The sequence below is a fragment of the Methylobacterium thuringiense genome (genome assembly GCF_022179645.1).
Taxonomy (GTDB): Bacteria; Pseudomonadota; Alphaproteobacteria; order Rhizobiales; family Beijerinckiaceae; genus Methylobacterium; species Methylobacterium thuringiense.
The window spans coordinates 48,797-62,397 of sequence record NZ_BPRA01000012.1 but is presented as its reverse complement, the minus strand read 5'-3'; the positions used below and the strand labels follow the sequence as shown (position 1 = coordinate 62,397).

The window sequence follows — 13,601 nt, the reverse complement described above, 5'->3', positions numbered from 1 at the left end:
GGGTAAGGAGAAGGCCGGCGAGAAGGTTTTTTGCGCGCGCGCTCGCCACCGCTCGAGCGGCAGGCAGCATCGTCAGCGCTGAGCCGGCGGAAGCCACGGCTCGATTCTCCTCGGACGGGGGCAAGCCGGCATGTCGCCGACCCCTGAATTCCGTATCTAGCTTTGGCGCCGGGGCCTGACAAGCGCGCGGTCGCAGCCGAGTGATGCGCGCCGGCCGCATCTTCCCGAAAACGCATGTCGCACGGAGCACCCGCGATTGACCCTGCGCCGGCTGCGGCTCAGCGTCCCGCCCTGTCGTTCCACGTCCTCGCAGTTCCGGAGACGTCGCCATGCCGATCCGCCATTCGGGTCTCGCCCTCGCCGCCTTCCTTGCCGCCGGCTCGCTTTGCGCCTGCAACAGCCTGTCCGGCGTGACCGGGCCGACCGCCGCCGCGGCGCTACCGCCTGCGCCGGCTGCGCCGGCCCTCGCCGAACTGCCCAAGGGCAGCGGCTGCGGCCCGACCATCGCCCACACCCAGGCCGTGGTCGACAGCGACGTCGCCACCGAGAACCTGAACGCAGCGGTGGGCAAGCGCTTCAGCGCCGACCTCGATGCCGCCGCAAGCGCCTGCGCGGCCGGGAAGAGTGCCGAGGGCATCCGGCTCCTCGCGGCGGCCAAGGCGCGCTACGGCTACCGCTGAGCCAAGGCGTCCTCGAGATAGGCCCGTACGAAGCCCGGCATCCGGGCCGGGTCGATGTCGGCCGCTCCACGCACGACGACCAGACGGCCGAGTTCCGGCTCCTGCTCCTGACGGCGATGCGCTTCGACGCGCGTCAAGAGCGCGTCGGCGCTCGCCGCGAACCGGACCGGCCGCAGGAAGGCGAGCTGCCCCTCCCCGCGCAGCAGCACCCAGGGTGCGGTCTCCGCGCCATCGGGCAAGGCGAGGCCGGTCTCCTCCAGAAGCTCGCGCGCGGCACTGCCGGCGAGATCGACGAGGCCGCCGGCGCGAACGTCGTCGCGGTCGGGCGTGCCGCAGGGGAAATAGACTTGACCGGCATTGGCCGTGTGCGCCGCCATCTCTCCGAGCAGGATCGCCCCATCGGCGGTGTGCGGCACGATGGCCGAGAAGGCGTTGAACACGCTCGCATCCGGCGATCCGAGATCGCGCGACGCAAGGAACCGCGAAAAGCGCGTCTCGAAGAACGTCACCGCGCAGGCGCCGTCGCGGATGGTGCAGCCTGGGCTCAGCAGCACGGTGCCGTCGAACATCGCCGGCTTCTCGGAGACCCGCCGCCGCCAGTTGCGGTCGATCGCCTCCGCGTTCTCGCGCGCCCAGGCCCAGTCGTGCGCGACGAGCCGGGCCGAGACGATGGCGAGACGGCTGAGCGTGAAGCCGTGCCGCGCGCCCTCAGACAAGCAGCGCGCCCTCGCTGACCACCACCGCCGCGCCGCCGATCTCGACGGAGCGCAGGGCGCCGGCCTCGACCACTGCCTGCAGGGCAATCTCGCTGGGGCGCCCCATGGCGTAGCCCTGGCGCAGCACAACGTCGTGCGTGCCGTCGCCGAGCTTTTCGAACTGCATCAGCACGCCCGCGAAGGCGGCGGCGGCCGAGCCCGTCGCCGGGTCCTCGACGATGCCGAGATTCGGCGCGAACAGCCGCGCCTGATAGCGCCGGCCGTTCGGGGCGGGATCCGGCGTGTAGAGGTAGAGCGCGCCGGTCTTGCCCGCGGCCACCGCGCGGTCGAAGGCGGCGGTGTCGAGCCGCGCCCGGTCGAGGGCGTCGCGGGTGGCGACCGGCACGAAGGTGAAGGGCACGCCCGCCCCGTGCCGGCTCGCCTTGTGCCGGGAGAAACCGACCTCCCCCGGCTGCAGGCCGAGCATCCCCTCCAGGATGCTCGCCTCGAGTCCGTCGCCGGCGAAGACCGGCAGGCCCGGCACCTTGAAGCGGGCGCGGCCCCGGCCCTTGCCGGTCTCGACCAGGCAGGGGACGATGCCGATCCCCTCCTCCAGTCCGAAGGCGGTGGCGTCGGCCTGGGTCTCACTCTTGTGGGCGGCCCGGTCCTTCAGCGCGAGGAGCACCGCCGTCCCGATGGTGGGGTGGCCGGCGAAGGGCAACTCGGCGAGCGGTGTGAAGATGCGCAGCCGCGCCCGGTGGCGCGCCTCCTGCGGCGGCAGCACGAACACCGTCTCGGACAGGTTGAACTCCCGCGCGATCGCCTGCATCGCCGCGTCGTCCAGCCCCTCCGCATCGAGCACCACCGCGAGCGGGTTCCCGGCGAAGGCGGTCTCGGTGAAGACGTCGAGGGTGACGAAGCGGCGGCGGGTCATGCTGTCTCCTGTACCAGGGACCATCTCATACGGCTTCGACCGGAAACACCACGCTCGGGCTCACGAACTCGTCCTGCGCCTCGACGGTGAGGAGTTCGGTCGAGCCGGCCTCGGCCGTCTGGCGCAGCAGCCCGTGGATCGAGGCGCCGGCCATGCCGAGCGCGGTCGCCGCCGAGCCGGTGCGCAAGTAGTGCACGAGAAACAGCGCCGCGACGGCATCGCCCGCGCCGCTCACGGCCTTGAGGTCGAGGCGCGGGGTGCGCAGGCGCCAGAAGGCACCGCCCTCCCCGGCCAGCATGTCGATCGCGTCCGGCGGCGTGGCGTCGGTGGCGAGGGAGGTCACCAGCACCACGCGCGGCCCGAGCGCCTGGACGGCCTGCGCCGCCGCCTTGGCCTCGCGCAACGTGGCCGTCGGCAGGCCCGAGAGCAGGTTCAGCTCGAACTGGTTCGGCGTGACGATGTCGGCGGCCGGCACCGCCCGCTCGCACATGAGCTCGCTGATGCCCGGCCGCACATAGATGCCGGAATGGGTGTCGCCGATGACGGGATCGCAGCAATACAGCGCGTCCGGGTTGGCGGCCCGCACCTGGGCGACCGCGTCGAGGATCGCCGTGCCGATATCGGGCGAGCCCATATAGCCCGAGAGCACCGCGTCGCATCGGCCGAGCACGCCGCGCTCCGCCACGCCCTGTACGACCTCCTCGATGGCCGGACCGTCGAAGACGCGGCCCCTCCAGGCGCCGTAGCCGGTGTGGTTGGAGAACTGCACCGTGTGGATCGGCCAGACATCCACGCCCATGCGCTGCATCGGAAACACCGCGGAGGCGTTGCCGACATGCCCGTAGGCGACGTGGGACTGGATCGACAGGACTTGCATGGGTCTCCCCTCCAGGGGGCGTCGAGGGTCTGCCTGATAGCCGAGTTTGCGGCCGGCCGCACCGGATCGCATGACGAGTGCGATGGCGACGCTTGCTGGCGACGCCCCGACCGGTCACAGGGAACCTGCCGCCGCAGCCCGAGACGCCGAAGACATGGATTTCGACGCCATCCGCCAATCCGTCCTCGGCTTCGTCGAGGTGCACAAGGCCTGGACGCCGCTGATCGCGGGCTTGCTCGCCTTCGGCGAGTCCGTCGCCTTCCTGTCGCTGCTGGTGCCGGCCACCGTGATCCTCGTCGCGATCGGCGCGCTGATCGGCGTGAGCGACATCTCCTTCTGGCCGGTGATGATCGCCGCCGCGGTCGGCGCGGCGCTGGGCGACTGGCTGTCCTACGAGTTCGGCCGCTACTACAAGGAGGGCGCCAAGTCCTTCTGGCCGATGAGCCGCTACCCCGAGCCGACCCGCCGCGCCGAGGACTTTCTGCGGCGCTGGGGCGCCGGTGCGGTGGCGATCGGGCGGTTCTTCGGGCCGGTGCGCGCGGTGATCCCGCTCATCGCCGGCATCTTCGGGGTGAACCGGATTCCGTTCCAGATCGCCAACGTGCTGTCGGCGGCCGTCTGGGCCTTCGTGCTGCTGGCACCTGGCGCCGGGCTGATCGCCTGGTTCCACGGTTAGGCGTCCGCCATGTCGAGCGAAGTGGGTCCGGTTCGCGCGAAGACATTGCGGAAACCGGATTGATGCGGCGGTTTCCCCCGGAGCGCATCGTCTGCCTGACGGAAGAGACCGTCGAGACGCTGTATCTGCTGGGCGAAGAGGACCGCATCGTCGGCGTCTCGGGCTATTGCGTGCGCCCGGCCCGCGTCCGCCGGGAGAAGCCGCGCGTCTCTGCCTTCACCAGCGCGGATCTCCCAAAAATTCTGGCGCTCGACCCGGATCTCGTCCTGGCCTTCTCGGACCTTCAGGCCGACATCGTCGCCGACCTCGCCCGGGCCGGCATCGCGGTCCACCTGTTCAACCAGCGCGACGTGGCCGGCTGCCTCGCGATGATCCGCACGCTCGGCGCCCTGGTCTGCGCCTCCGACAGGGCCGAGGCGTTGGCGCAGGGCTACGAGCGGGACCTCGCCGCCGCCGTCGAGGCGTGCCGCGGGCGGGTGCGGCCAAAGGTATACTTCGAGGAATGGGACGAGCCGATGATCTCCGGCATCGGCTGGGTCGCCGACCTGATCCGCGCCGCCGGGGGCGACGACGTGTTCCCGGAGCTCGGCCGGGCACAGGCTGCCAGGGACCGCATCGTCACCTCGGAGCAGGTCGTAGCCGCCGCCCCCGACGTGATCCTCGCCTCGTGGTGCGGGAAGAAGGTCAACGTCGCGCGCATCCGCGAACGGCCGGGCTGGGACGCGATCCCGGCCGTGGCGTCGGGGCGCATCCACGAGATCAAATCGCCGCTGATCCTGCAGCCGGGGCCGGCAGCGCTGACCGATGGGTTCGCGGCGATCCGGGCGGCGCTCGGCACCGTCTCGGTCGGACCGAGTTCACGCGCGGTCTGAGCCTCGCGCCGTAACCTGCGCGGCTGAATGGCGACAGGCCGGGTGCCGTGGTCGCACCCGACCGCGATGCCTGCGTGCCCGTTGGCAGGGCACCTCCTCGGTCCGCTCAAGCGTGCATCGGAGATGGGCCGAGGATGAGGTCGTGACCCGAGATCAGGGTCTGCAGGGAGACGTCGGCGCCGACCCCGTGCAAAGTCGCCAGCTCACGGCCCGGCCCGGCGGAGTTGCCGGCGGGATTGAAGGACAGCTTGGCGTCGGCGCCCGAGTTGGTGAGGCTCAGGTGGTTGCCGATGTAGTCGGGTGACCCCTGGATCAGGCTTGCGCTCAGGTGCGATTCGGACAGGATCCGGCTGAGATCCAGGACGTCCTCCTTCAGGCGGAAGCCGACGATCTGCTCGTCGCCGCCCTGCAGCAGGACCGTGTCCTGTATCCCGTCCTGCAGGACGGTCGGGGCGCTCCCTGCACCGGACCCGGCAGTGCCGGCGAGGGTGCCGTGCGCCGCCTCGGCCGACAGTGTCTCCCCACCCGACAGGCTCGCGACGGTCTGTGCCGAACCGGTCCCTCGGATCAGCCGGAGGGCCGAGCCCGACGCCCCGTCGTTATAGACCTGGAACGTCCGCCCGGCGTAGTTCCCGCTCAGTGCGAAGCTTTCGCTGACACTGCCGCTGGTGACGGTGAGGGTGTTGCCGTCGAGCGCGGCCTTGGCGCCGGGGGCATAGCGCAAGCCCCGGAGGTCGAGCGTGTCGCCATAGTCGAAGTTTGCGATGACGTTGCCGAAGGTTCCGCCGGGCGCGCCGAGGGCGGCGGCATCGAGCTGCAGGGTCTGTGCACCGTTCGCAAAGGTGATCGCACCGGTGCCCGCCGCCTGCGCCGAGGCCAGTGCGAGCCGGCCGGCATTGACGATGGTGCCTCCGCTATAGGTGTTGGCTCCTGTCAGCGTGAGGGTTGCCAAACCTGCCTTCACCAGAGAGCCGCCCGTTCCACCGCCTAGGCCGCCATCCAGAATGGAGCCCGAAACCGTCGTATTTCTGTTCAGGCTGCCGACCGTGAGCTGATTGGAACCGAGGTAGTAACTGCCGGCTCCTGCAATCGAGCCGGCGCTGATCCTATGATTGTCCTGCAGCCCGGCCGTGGACGAAAAATCGACGACTCCAACGGTCCCGTCCTCCGGCGACGCGTTGTTGGTGATCTTGGCAGATCCGGCGGTGCTTTGATCGTCGAACGTCAAGTAGGCTCTCGAGCCGACCGTGATGTCGGCCGTTCCCGCCGTGCTTCGACCATAGAAGGCCGCCGCTCCGGTTTCCATGGGGCCACCATCGATCTTAATCTTACTGTTTGCCGCGGTACTCTGATCGCGGAACTGCAAAAAGCCGAGAAAACTGACATCGATCGTTGCGCGGCCAGCAGAACTGCTGTCGTCAAAACCGACGACCCCACTGCTGACGATCCTCGAAAGTGCCGCGTTGCTGTGATTCCGGAATACGACAGATTCGTTGATGCCCAAAAAGGTTGCTCGTCCCGCGTTGGAATTGTCGTAAAAAACCGTATTTCCATAATTATTGATCGTAAAAGAATAGCCCGCAGTGCTGTTGTTGTGAAAACTTATATTTCCATATGTGCTGAAGATTTTTGCCTTGGCAGCTGTGCTTGCGTTGAAAAACCTGAGCTGATCTTCGCTCGAAAGATCATATTCTTTCGAGCCTGCAGAATGCGCGCCAACGAAATCGATCGTAGCCATCGCGTTTCCTCCCTTCAAAGATCAAGACCGCGTATTCTGCATACAAAACAGAATTACGCTTTCGAAATCGAGGTTATGCTCATAGGTTAAAATTATATATTTATATAGCCAAGTTTCGGCGCATCGAGCGCTGATTCGATATCAGTTAAATCAATTCTGCAGGGCAATCCATACCTATCTTCAAGCTATCGCACGAAAGCTTCGGCGGTAAAACGATTCGAGGAAATCATAGAATTAAAATTTAATTCTTGGACAAATATTTGAATCGTTACGTCGAACCGTAAAATGGCACGCATGTGGCGGTCATGATGTATTTATTGCGCAGCCGAAATATAATCTGTATTTTATAATGTAGATTTATAAATTATTACTGCAAAGTGTTTTGCGATCGAATTCGAGCAAGAATGAATTCTATCGCCCGTCAATTGGAAAGGCGGTGTTATGTTGCAAAAGATCATAAGGCAGTCCGAACGGTTTCGGATAGCTGGGCCACACGGAAAGCCAAGCCAGAGTTTCGACCGCCTGCGCCGTGGCGTTTCGGACATCACCCACGACGCAAGGCCAAGCCACCGCAAATCGGCGTCGCAAGGATATTAAAGACATTATAGGATATGTTTCACGTGAAACATCGCGTGAAATCGGGGGGGATGACAAGCCGGGCGCCAGCTGATTCAGTCGTACGGTCCCGAAGCTGCCGGCCCGCCAATGTCCGCTGCCCTCGCATATGCCATCCTGCCCCCCGACCGCCGCCAGTCGGCCACGGCGCTTCATGTTCAGCGTGGGGTGCGCCGGCTGTTTTCGGAGATGGGCTGCGTCTCGCTGCCCGAATTCTCGCTCGCGAACGGCCGGCGCGCCGACGTGATCGCGCTGTGCCCGGCCGGGCGCCTGACCATCGTCGAGATCAAGTCGAGCGTCGCCGATTTCCGCGCCGACCGGAAATGGCCCGACTACCGCGATTTCTGCGACCGCTTCTTCTTCGCGATTCCCGAAACGGTCCCTGAGAGCCTGATTCCGGAGGAATGCGGGCTCATCGTCGCAGACGCCTTCGGCGCCGCGATCCTGCGCGCACCGGCCGACCATCCGCTCAGCGGGGCGCGCCGCAAGGCGGTGACGCTACGCTTCGCCCACGCGGCGGCGGGGCTGCTGCATGCGCTGGCCGATCCGGGGCGGGTGAAGGATGGGGCGCTCTGAGGAGCATCTTTCGCCGACCGAGTGCGTATGTGCGCCTCCGTCATTCCCCGGCTCGCCGCAGGCGAGAACCCGGAACCCGCCCGTGATGCCCGAGGCTGGGTCAGGGCGAGGCGCCCGAGTTCCGCTGCGCGGCCCCGGGATGACGGGCTGAACTGCGAGACGAGCCCGCTCACCCCTGCCAGCTCTGCCCGTGATAGATGAACCGGTCGCCCTCGCTCGCCAGCGCGGCGAGGCCGTTCACGGCCGGGTCGTGCACCGTGATGACGCTGGTCGGGATGTCGCGCATCATCGCCGCGAAGGGCGGCTTGTGCTCGAAGGCCTTTCGGAAGCCGCCGTCGTTCAGCACCTTCAGGATGCGCGGGGCGATGCCGCCGCCGATATAGACGCCGCCCGTGGCCAGGAAGGTCAGTGCGAGGTCGCCGCAGACCCGGCCGAGATACTTTGAAAACAACCGGATGGCCGCGTCCGCGTGCGAATCGTCGCCCGAAAGGCCTGTCTCGGTCACCGTCGCCGGGTCGATGCAGGTGCCGTCGCCGCCCGCGCGGATGCGCCTCACGGCGGCATGCAGGCGCGCCAGCCCCGGACCCGACAGCAGCGCTTCCACGGTGACCCGGCCTTCGAGCCGCGCGATGCCCGGCCAGATTTCGAAGTCCTCGTCGTCGACGGGGCCGAAATCGGTGTGGCCGGCTTCCGTCGAGACGATGGCGAGACGGTCCTCGTAGGGCACGAGGGCGGCTGCGCCGAATCCGGTGCCGGGGCCGAGCACGACACGGGCGCCGCGGCCGGCATCGGTGGCTGCGCCGATCGGCGAGAGGTCGCCCGGCGCAATGCCGGCGGCGCCCGCCGCCACCGGCACGTAGTCGTTCACCACCACCACGCGCGACAGGTCGAAGTCGTCGCCGATGCGGGCAGCCTCGATTGTCCAGTCCGCGTTGGTGAGCTGGACGGAGGGCGCGTCGACCCGGCCGGCGATGGCGAGGACGGCCGAGCGCGGCTGCGGGTCTCCGCCCTTTCGGAGGGAAGCGCGGATCGCGGCGCTGATGTCGGGATGGCCCCTGGTCGGCTCGTGGGAGAGCGTGCGCGGCGTCGCGCCTCGCTCATCGAGCACCCAGAAGCGGGCGTTCGTGCCGCCGACATCGCCGAGGAGGACGGGGAATTCGAACATGGCGTGGGGCCGTCTTTGGATCGCTGCCGCCGGCCGGACCGGCATCGGGCAGCGTATCAGAGGGGGCGTATAACGTCAGGCTGCCGGCAGCGCATCGGGGTCGATCGGCGCGCCGTCGGCCCAGGCGGCGATGAGCGCGCGGACGTCGGCCGGCGCGGCGAGGCGGCGAGCGGCGATGGTGTCCTCGTCGCCGATGCGGACGCTGACGCCGCCGTCGGCGTTGACGGCCTCGAAGGCGAATTCGTCGGTCTTGTCGTCGCCGAAGAAGATCGCACGACGCCCGGCATAGGGCGGTTTTTCCATGAGCGCGCGGATGGCATGGCCCTTGGTGGCCGAGGCCGGCACGATCTCGCCCACCGCCTTGCCGAGCTGCAGCCGGTAGCCCGCGCCGAGTTCGCTCGCCAGCGCCTTCACCACGGCCTCGGCGGTCTCGGTGTCGCGTTCGTTGGCGAGGCGCCAATGAACGGCGACCGAGGCGCCCTTGTCCTCGATCAGCACCTTGTCGAGGGCGGCGGTCTCCGCCCTCAGCCGCGCGACGCCGGCGCGCAGGTCGGGGTGGTCCTCCGGGCGTCCGCCGCTGAGCTGTCCGTCGACCCGGAGCTCGACGCCGTGCAGCCCGGCGCAATCGAAGCGCGAGGGCGCCAGGAAGCCGTCGATGACGCTCACCGGCCGCCCGGTCACGATCGCCAGGGCGCCCCCGAGGCGGGCCTTCAGGCTCTCGAGATTGGGCACCAGAATCGGGTCGACCTGGACCGCGTCGGGGGTCGGCGCGAGCTCGGCCAGCGTGCCGTCGAAGTCGAGGAAGACTGCAAATCCGTCTGCGTCGCTCACCCTGCGTCCTTTCCTCGGCTGGTCGTCCGACTAGCTTGGGCGCAGGTTACGAAAGACAATCCCTGAGGGCCATCGCGATGTTCAGACCGAGCCCGACACCGCCGGCTCCCGGACAGGAGAGCGTCTGGGACTATCCCCGCCCGCCCCGCCTGGAGCGTGTCGGCCTGCGCCTGCGGGTCGTCCTCGGCCGGGAGACCATCGCCGACACGGTGGACGGCTGGCGCGTGCTCGAGACAAGCCACCCGCCGACCTATTATTTTCCGCGCGATGCCGTGGCCGAGGGCGTGCTCGGTCCGCAGCAGCGCGCCGGCATCTGCGAGTGGAAGGGCCGCGCGGTGCTGTTCGCCGTCACGGCCGGTGGCCACACCCTGCCTGGCGCGGCCTGGGCCTATCCCGATCCGACGCCGCCGTTTCGCGAGATCGCGGGCGCGGTGGCGTTCTATGCCGGGCCGATGGATGGCTGCTTCGTCGGCGATATCCGCGCTGAGCCGCAGCCCGGCGGCTTCTATGGCGGCTGGATCACGCCCGACGTCGCCGGCCCGTTCAAGGGCGGGCCGGGGACGATGGGCTGGTAGGCGTTACTTCACGCCGAGGAGTTCGACGTCGAAGATCAGCGTGGCGTTCGGAGGGATGGCGCCGCCGGCGCCGCGGGCGCCGTAGCCGAGGGCGGCGGGGATGGTCAGGGTGCGCTTGCCGCCGACCTTCATGCCGGCGACGCCCTCGTCCCAGCCCTTGATGACCTGGCCGCCGCCGAGGGGGAACGAGAAGGGCTGGTTACGGTCGCGCGACGAGTCGAACTTCTTGCCCTTCTTGCCGCTCTCGTCGAGCCAGCCCGTGTATTGCACGCTGACCTGCTGGCCGGGCTTGGCCTCCGCGCCGGTGCCGACGACTTCGTCGGTGTAGGCGAGGCCCGAGGGAAGCGTGATGGGGGCGGCTGAGGCGGATGCGGTCATGGCGATTGCGAAGGCTCCGGCGAAAAGGGTCGAGCGCATGGATCTGTGATGTCCTGGCTGCTGCTGAACGGCCGGGGGCCTAGCACGGACCCGAGCCCGGACCCAACCGCCGGTCAGAGATAGTGACGGAAGACGACGTCGGAGGAGGCTTCCTGCCGCGCCGGCGCTTCCTCGGGCTTGCCGGCCGCCCGGCACGGTCCGAGGGCGGCGGGAGCGATCAGGGCTAAGAGCGTGAGCAGCCAGCGGAATGAGACCTTCGACGTCATCGGCAATTCCTCGCTGGCCTCGTCTCGCAGGGACTGCTTTCGCCGCCGCTGCGGATCTCCGAGCATTGTCTGGACCGGTGCGACGATTCAGGCTGTGTCGCCGCGCACATCGGCTATCCGGACGAAGCGTGGCCCGCTCATCCCTTGCGGAGCAGGGCGACGGCCGAAGCCTCGCCGCCGACCTGCTCGACGCGCCGGGGCAGTTCGCGCCTCAGCGCGGTCTTGCGATAGGGCGTCAGCTTGCGCCATGCGCGGATCTCGGGGAGCGTCCGGCCGCAGCCCAGGCACCAGCCGGTCCGGCCGTCGAACTGGCAGAGGCTGATGCAGGGGTCGTCGTTCTTCATGGTAGCAGGGCCCTCCCGGTCCGATCCGCGATCCGTGTGAAGGAATCGATCCCGTGTTCTCCACCGACGCCTGGGCGCGCAACGCCCCGCTTTACGAGGCCGCCCGCACCCTGCCGTTCAACCGCGAACTCGCGGCCGGCACGCTGCCGCTGCCGGCCTTTCGCCACTACATGATTCAGGACGCGCATTACCTCGTGGCCTTCGCCCAAGCCCTGGCGCTCGCGGCGGCGAAGTCCGACGGACCCGACGACGTGGTGCAGTTCACCACCGCGGCGACAGCCGCCATAGAAGTCGAGCGCGGCCTGCATACGGACTTCTTCCGGCGCTTCGGCGTCTCGGCCGAGGAGGTCCGGGCGACGCCGCCGACGCCGGTGGCGCATCACTACATCTCGTTCCTGCTCGCCAGCGGCTTCCGCGAGCCGCTGGCGGTCCATCTCGCCGCCATGCTGCCCTGCTTCTGGATGTACCGCGAGATCGGCCTCGACATCCATGCCGGCGCTGCGGCCGACAACCCCTACCGGGCCTGGATCGACACCTATGCCGGGCCGGAGTTCTCCGAGGCGGTCGACGCCATGATCGCCGTCACCGACCGGGTCGCGGCCGAGGCCGGCGCCGCGGAACGCGCCGCGATGCATGCGGCCTTCACCCGCGCCGCCCAGCTCGAATGGATGTTCTGGGACTCGGCCTACCGCGAGGCCGGCTGGCCGGTGTGAGGATGTCTCAGTATCGCGACCGCAGGGTGTCGCCGAACACCGCCGGGCAGAGCCCGTCGAGTCGCGTCCCGATCACCACGTCGCCCTGGCGCGGCACGTTCACCGTCAGCGGGGCCGTGTCCTTGGTGCCGATGGAGGAGCCGGGGCCGAGCTGGTCTTCGAAGAAACCGTTGCCGATCTCGTAATAGCAGCGGTCGATGATCGCCGAGTAGCCGATCGAGTCGCGGTAGACCGCGCCCTGGTCGGGCGAGCCATAGCCGGGACGGCCGCAGACGAGGGCGAATTCGACGCTGCCGGGCTCGGTGAAGCGGATCGCCTGCGAGCGGTGCGGCGGCACCGTCACCCACGGGCCGCCGTCCCGGCGGACCAGCGCCGTCAGCGACGACTTGTTGACGATGCTGCGCACGCATTCGGCCCGGGCCGGCGCGGCCGCGAGGCCGGCGAGCAGGCCGGCTGCGATGAATCCGATCGTCGTCGCTCTCACGCTCGTCATCCCTGCAGCGCCATTGTCCCGGTTCCGACAGGGGGATAGCACGAACCCGGCACCGCAGAAATGATCCGAACGCCACGGTCGCGCGGCGATGCGGCCGGCGGCTCCGGCTTGATCGCCGGCGGGCAATCGCGCGACAGGGTCGTGCCGAGACCGCCCGACCACCATCGAGGAATACCGCGATGAGCGCGCCCGATCCCGCACCGACCGACGAGCTCCTGTTCGCCACCGACGCATCCGGCATCGCCCGGATCACGCTAAACCGGCCGCAGGCCCGCAACGCGCTGACCTTCGCCATGTACGAGGGCCTGATCACGCTGTGCCGGCGGATCGAGGAGGACCGTTCGGTCAAGGCGCTGATCATCACCGGGGCCGGCGACAAGGCCTTCGCAGCGGGTACCGACATCGCGCAGTTCCGCGGTTTCGAGACCGCCGAGGACGCGCTGGGCTACGAGCGCTTCATGGACCGCGTGCTCGGCACGCTGGAGCGCCTGCGCGTGCCGAGCATCGCGGCGATCGCCGGAGCTTGCACGGGCGGGGGCGCCGCCATCGCCGCCGCCTGCGACATGCGCATCGCCACCCGCGACGCGCGCTTCGGCTTCCCGATCGCGCGCACCCTCGGCAACTGCCTGTCGATGAGCAACCTCAAGCGGCTCTCGGGTCTGATCGGGCCGGCGCGCGTGAAGGACATCCTGTTCACCGCTCGCCTCGTCGGCGCCGAGGAGGCGCTCGCCATCGGCCTCGCCAGCGAGATCGTGGAGGATGCCGAAGCCCTCGCGGAGCGCGCGACGAGCCTCGCGAGCCTGCTCGCCGGCCACGCCCCCCTGACGCTACAGGCCACCAAGGAGGGCCTGCGCCGCCTCGCAGAGGACGCCGCCGCTACTGAGGGCGAGGCCCGGCCCGGCGACGACCTCATCCTGATGGCCTATATGAGCCGCGATTTTCGCGAGGGCATGGAGGCGTTCCTAGCCAAGCGGAAGCCGGACTGGGAGGGACGCTGAGCCGGAGGCGCTGTGCAGCGCCGCACGATCCCCGCGCACCAGGGTGGATCGCGACTCGTTCCGATCCATGCCGCGAAAAGCGGATGCCGACGGCCATGGAGACGCAGAAACCGTCTCGGGACTGCGTATCATACCGTTTCCGGTAGATCCGTTCGATGCCACGGCCCTTTCCCGG

Annotated in this window: 17 protein-coding genes; 7 read left to right on the top strand and 10 right to left on the bottom strand. The window is 68.6% G+C overall.

The features are described from left to right. Nucleotides 1-329 precede the first annotated feature (329 nt). On the top strand, nucleotides 330-680 hold the full coding sequence (locus MFF07_RS13885) for a hypothetical protein (RefSeq protein ID WP_147814663.1): 351 nt from the start codon (nucleotides 330-332) through the stop codon (nucleotides 678-680). Here MFF07_RS13885 and MFF07_RS13880 read toward each other — a convergent pair. Genes MFF07_RS13880 through pdxY form a run of 3 tightly spaced genes read right to left on the bottom strand, consistent with a single transcriptional unit; the run spans nucleotide 671 to nucleotide 3,186 of the window. After that, a complete protein-coding gene (locus MFF07_RS13880; RefSeq protein ID WP_147814665.1) occupies nucleotides 671-1,396 on the bottom strand; it encodes an NUDIX hydrolase in 726 nt (241 codons plus the stop codon). The two genes, MFF07_RS13885 and MFF07_RS13880, sit on opposite strands and share 10 nt — an antisense overlap. Continuing rightward, nucleotides 1,389-2,309 (bottom strand): PhzF family phenazine biosynthesis protein, encoded by a 921-nt coding sequence (locus MFF07_RS13875; RefSeq protein WP_147814667.1) that lies wholly within the window; start codon nucleotides 2,307-2,309, stop codon nucleotides 1,389-1,391. The genes MFF07_RS13880 and MFF07_RS13875 overlap by 8 nt, the downstream gene beginning before the upstream one ends. 25 nt (nucleotides 2,310-2,334) lie before the next feature. Continuing rightward, nucleotides 2,335-3,186 (bottom strand): pyridoxal kinase PdxY, encoded by an 852-nt coding sequence (pdxY, locus tag MFF07_RS13870; RefSeq protein WP_147814669.1) that lies wholly within the window; start codon nucleotides 3,184-3,186, stop codon nucleotides 2,335-2,337. Between the two features lie 154 nt (nucleotides 3,187-3,340). Here pdxY and MFF07_RS13865 point away from each other — a divergent pair, with 154 nt between their 5' ends. Continuing rightward, nucleotides 3,341-3,862 (top strand): DedA family protein, encoded by a 522-nt coding sequence (locus MFF07_RS13865; protein ID WP_147814671.1) that lies wholly within the window; start codon nucleotides 3,341-3,343, stop codon nucleotides 3,860-3,862. Between the two features lie 62 nt (nucleotides 3,863-3,924). Beyond that, nucleotides 3,925-4,734, top strand: a complete 810-nt coding sequence (locus MFF07_RS13860) for a cobalamin-binding protein (RefSeq protein ID WP_147814673.1) — start codon at nucleotides 3,925-3,927, stop codon at nucleotides 4,732-4,734. Between the two features lie 106 nt (nucleotides 4,735-4,840). Here the strand turns inward: MFF07_RS13860 and MFF07_RS13855 are convergent, their stop codons facing one another. Next, a complete protein-coding gene (locus MFF07_RS13855; protein ID WP_238232219.1) occupies nucleotides 4,841-6,472 on the bottom strand; it encodes an autotransporter-associated beta strand repeat-containing protein in 1,632 nt (543 codons plus the stop codon). 705 nt (nucleotides 6,473-7,177) lie between these two features. Between MFF07_RS13855 and MFF07_RS13850 the strand changes: the two genes are divergently transcribed. Beyond that, a complete protein-coding gene (locus MFF07_RS13850; RefSeq protein WP_147814677.1) occupies nucleotides 7,178-7,663 on the top strand; it encodes an MmcB family DNA repair protein in 486 nt (161 codons plus the stop codon). A gap of 169 nt (nucleotides 7,664-7,832) precedes the next feature. On the opposite strand, the gene MFF07_RS13845 is transcribed toward MFF07_RS13850, so the two are convergent. Together MFF07_RS13845 and otsB are read right to left on the bottom strand one after the other, a co-directional pair. Continuing rightward, on the bottom strand, nucleotides 7,833-8,828 hold the full coding sequence (locus tag MFF07_RS13845) for a glucokinase (protein WP_147814679.1): 996 nt from the start codon (nucleotides 8,826-8,828) through the stop codon (nucleotides 7,833-7,835). Between the two features lie 75 nt (nucleotides 8,829-8,903). Then, complete coding sequence (otsB, locus tag MFF07_RS13840) at nucleotides 8,904-9,659, bottom strand: trehalose-phosphatase (RefSeq protein ID WP_238232216.1); 756 nt, start codon at nucleotides 9,657-9,659, stop codon at nucleotides 8,904-8,906. 77 nt (nucleotides 9,660-9,736) lie between these two features. Between otsB and MFF07_RS13835 the strand changes: the two genes are divergently transcribed. Next, the gene (locus tag MFF07_RS13835) at nucleotides 9,737-10,234 is read left to right on the top strand and encodes a DUF427 domain-containing protein (RefSeq protein WP_147818582.1); all 498 of its coding nucleotides are present in this window, start codon (nucleotides 9,737-9,739) and stop codon (nucleotides 10,232-10,234) included. Between the two features lie 3 nt (nucleotides 10,235-10,237). Here the strand turns inward: MFF07_RS13835 and MFF07_RS13830 are convergent, their stop codons facing one another. From MFF07_RS13830 to MFF07_RS13820, 3 genes are all read right to left on the bottom strand, one after another. Then, nucleotides 10,238-10,651, bottom strand: coding sequence for an FKBP-type peptidyl-prolyl cis-trans isomerase (locus MFF07_RS13830; protein ID WP_147818583.1), 414 nt, complete (start codon nucleotides 10,649-10,651; stop codon nucleotides 10,238-10,240). A 74-nt stretch (nucleotides 10,652-10,725) separates the two neighbouring features. Then, nucleotides 10,726-10,878 carry a hypothetical protein gene (locus tag MFF07_RS13825; RefSeq protein WP_187272622.1) on the bottom strand — a complete coding sequence of 51 codons (153 nt, stop codon included), beginning with the start codon at nucleotides 10,876-10,878 and terminating at the stop codon, nucleotides 10,726-10,728. A gap of 137 nt (nucleotides 10,879-11,015) precedes the next feature. Beyond that, nucleotides 11,016-11,222: a DUF1289 domain-containing protein gene (locus MFF07_RS13820; protein ID WP_147818584.1), complete on the bottom strand. Its 207-nt coding sequence runs from the start codon at nucleotides 11,220-11,222 to the stop codon at nucleotides 11,016-11,018. A gap of 53 nt (nucleotides 11,223-11,275) precedes the next feature. Here MFF07_RS13820 and tenA point away from each other — a divergent pair, with 53 nt between their 5' ends. Next, nucleotides 11,276-11,935, top strand: coding sequence for a thiaminase II (gene tenA, locus MFF07_RS13815; protein WP_147818585.1), 660 nt, complete (start codon nucleotides 11,276-11,278; stop codon nucleotides 11,933-11,935). 7 nt (nucleotides 11,936-11,942) lie between these two features. Here the strand turns inward: tenA and MFF07_RS13810 are convergent, their stop codons facing one another. Further along, complete coding sequence (locus tag MFF07_RS13810) at nucleotides 11,943-12,428, bottom strand: hypothetical protein (RefSeq protein ID WP_373322350.1); 486 nt, start codon at nucleotides 12,426-12,428, stop codon at nucleotides 11,943-11,945. Between the two features lie 179 nt (nucleotides 12,429-12,607). Here MFF07_RS13810 and MFF07_RS13805 point away from each other — a divergent pair, with 179 nt between their 5' ends. Further along, nucleotides 12,608-13,426, top strand: coding sequence for an enoyl-CoA hydratase/isomerase family protein (locus MFF07_RS13805; RefSeq protein ID WP_147818587.1), 819 nt, complete (start codon nucleotides 12,608-12,610; stop codon nucleotides 13,424-13,426). Nucleotides 13,427-13,601: the final 175 nt, after the last annotated feature.

Bases quoted from the DNA above. Each gene is read 5' to 3' on its own strand.
- MFF07_RS13885 (WP_147814663.1), top strand. From the start codon at position 330: ATGCCGATCCGCCATTCGGGTCTCGCCCTCGCCGCCTTCCTTGCCGCC.
- MFF07_RS13875 (WP_147814667.1), bottom strand. From the start codon at position 2,309: ATGACCCGCCGCCGCTTCGTCACCCTCGACGTCTTCACCGAGACCGCC.
- pdxY (WP_147814669.1), bottom strand. From the start codon at position 3,186: ATGCAAGTCCTGTCGATCCAGTCCCACGTCGCCTACGGGCATGTCGGC.
- MFF07_RS13865 (WP_147814671.1), top strand. From the start codon at position 3,341: ATGGATTTCGACGCCATCCGCCAATCCGTCCTCGGCTTCGTCGAGGTG.
- MFF07_RS13860 (WP_147814673.1), top strand. From the start codon at position 3,925: ATGCGGCGGTTTCCCCCGGAGCGCATCGTCTGCCTGACGGAAGAGACC.
- MFF07_RS13855 (WP_238232219.1), bottom strand. From the start codon at position 6,472: ATGGCTACGATCGATTTCGTTGGCGCGCATTCTGCAGGCTCGAAAGAA.
- MFF07_RS13850 (WP_147814677.1), top strand. From the start codon at position 7,178: ATGTCCGCTGCCCTCGCATATGCCATCCTGCCCCCCGACCGCCGCCAG.
- MFF07_RS13845 (WP_147814679.1), bottom strand. From the start codon at position 8,828: ATGTTCGAATTCCCCGTCCTCCTCGGCGATGTCGGCGGCACGAACGCC.
- MFF07_RS13835 (WP_147818582.1), top strand. From the start codon at position 9,737: ATGTTCAGACCGAGCCCGACACCGCCGGCTCCCGGACAGGAGAGCGTC.
- MFF07_RS13830 (WP_147818583.1), bottom strand. From the start codon at position 10,651: ATGCGCTCGACCCTTTTCGCCGGAGCCTTCGCAATCGCCATGACCGCA.
- MFF07_RS13825 (WP_187272622.1), bottom strand. From the start codon at position 10,878: ATGACGTCGAAGGTCTCATTCCGCTGGCTGCTCACGCTCTTAGCCCTG.
- MFF07_RS13820 (WP_147818584.1), bottom strand. From the start codon at position 11,222: ATGAAGAACGACGACCCCTGCATCAGCCTCTGCCAGTTCGACGGCCGG.
- MFF07_RS13810 (WP_373322350.1), bottom strand. From the start codon at position 12,428: ATGACGAGCGTGAGAGCGACGACGATCGGATTCATCGCAGCCGGCCTG.
- MFF07_RS13805 (WP_147818587.1), top strand. From the start codon at position 12,608: ATGAGCGCGCCCGATCCCGCACCGACCGACGAGCTCCTGTTCGCCACC.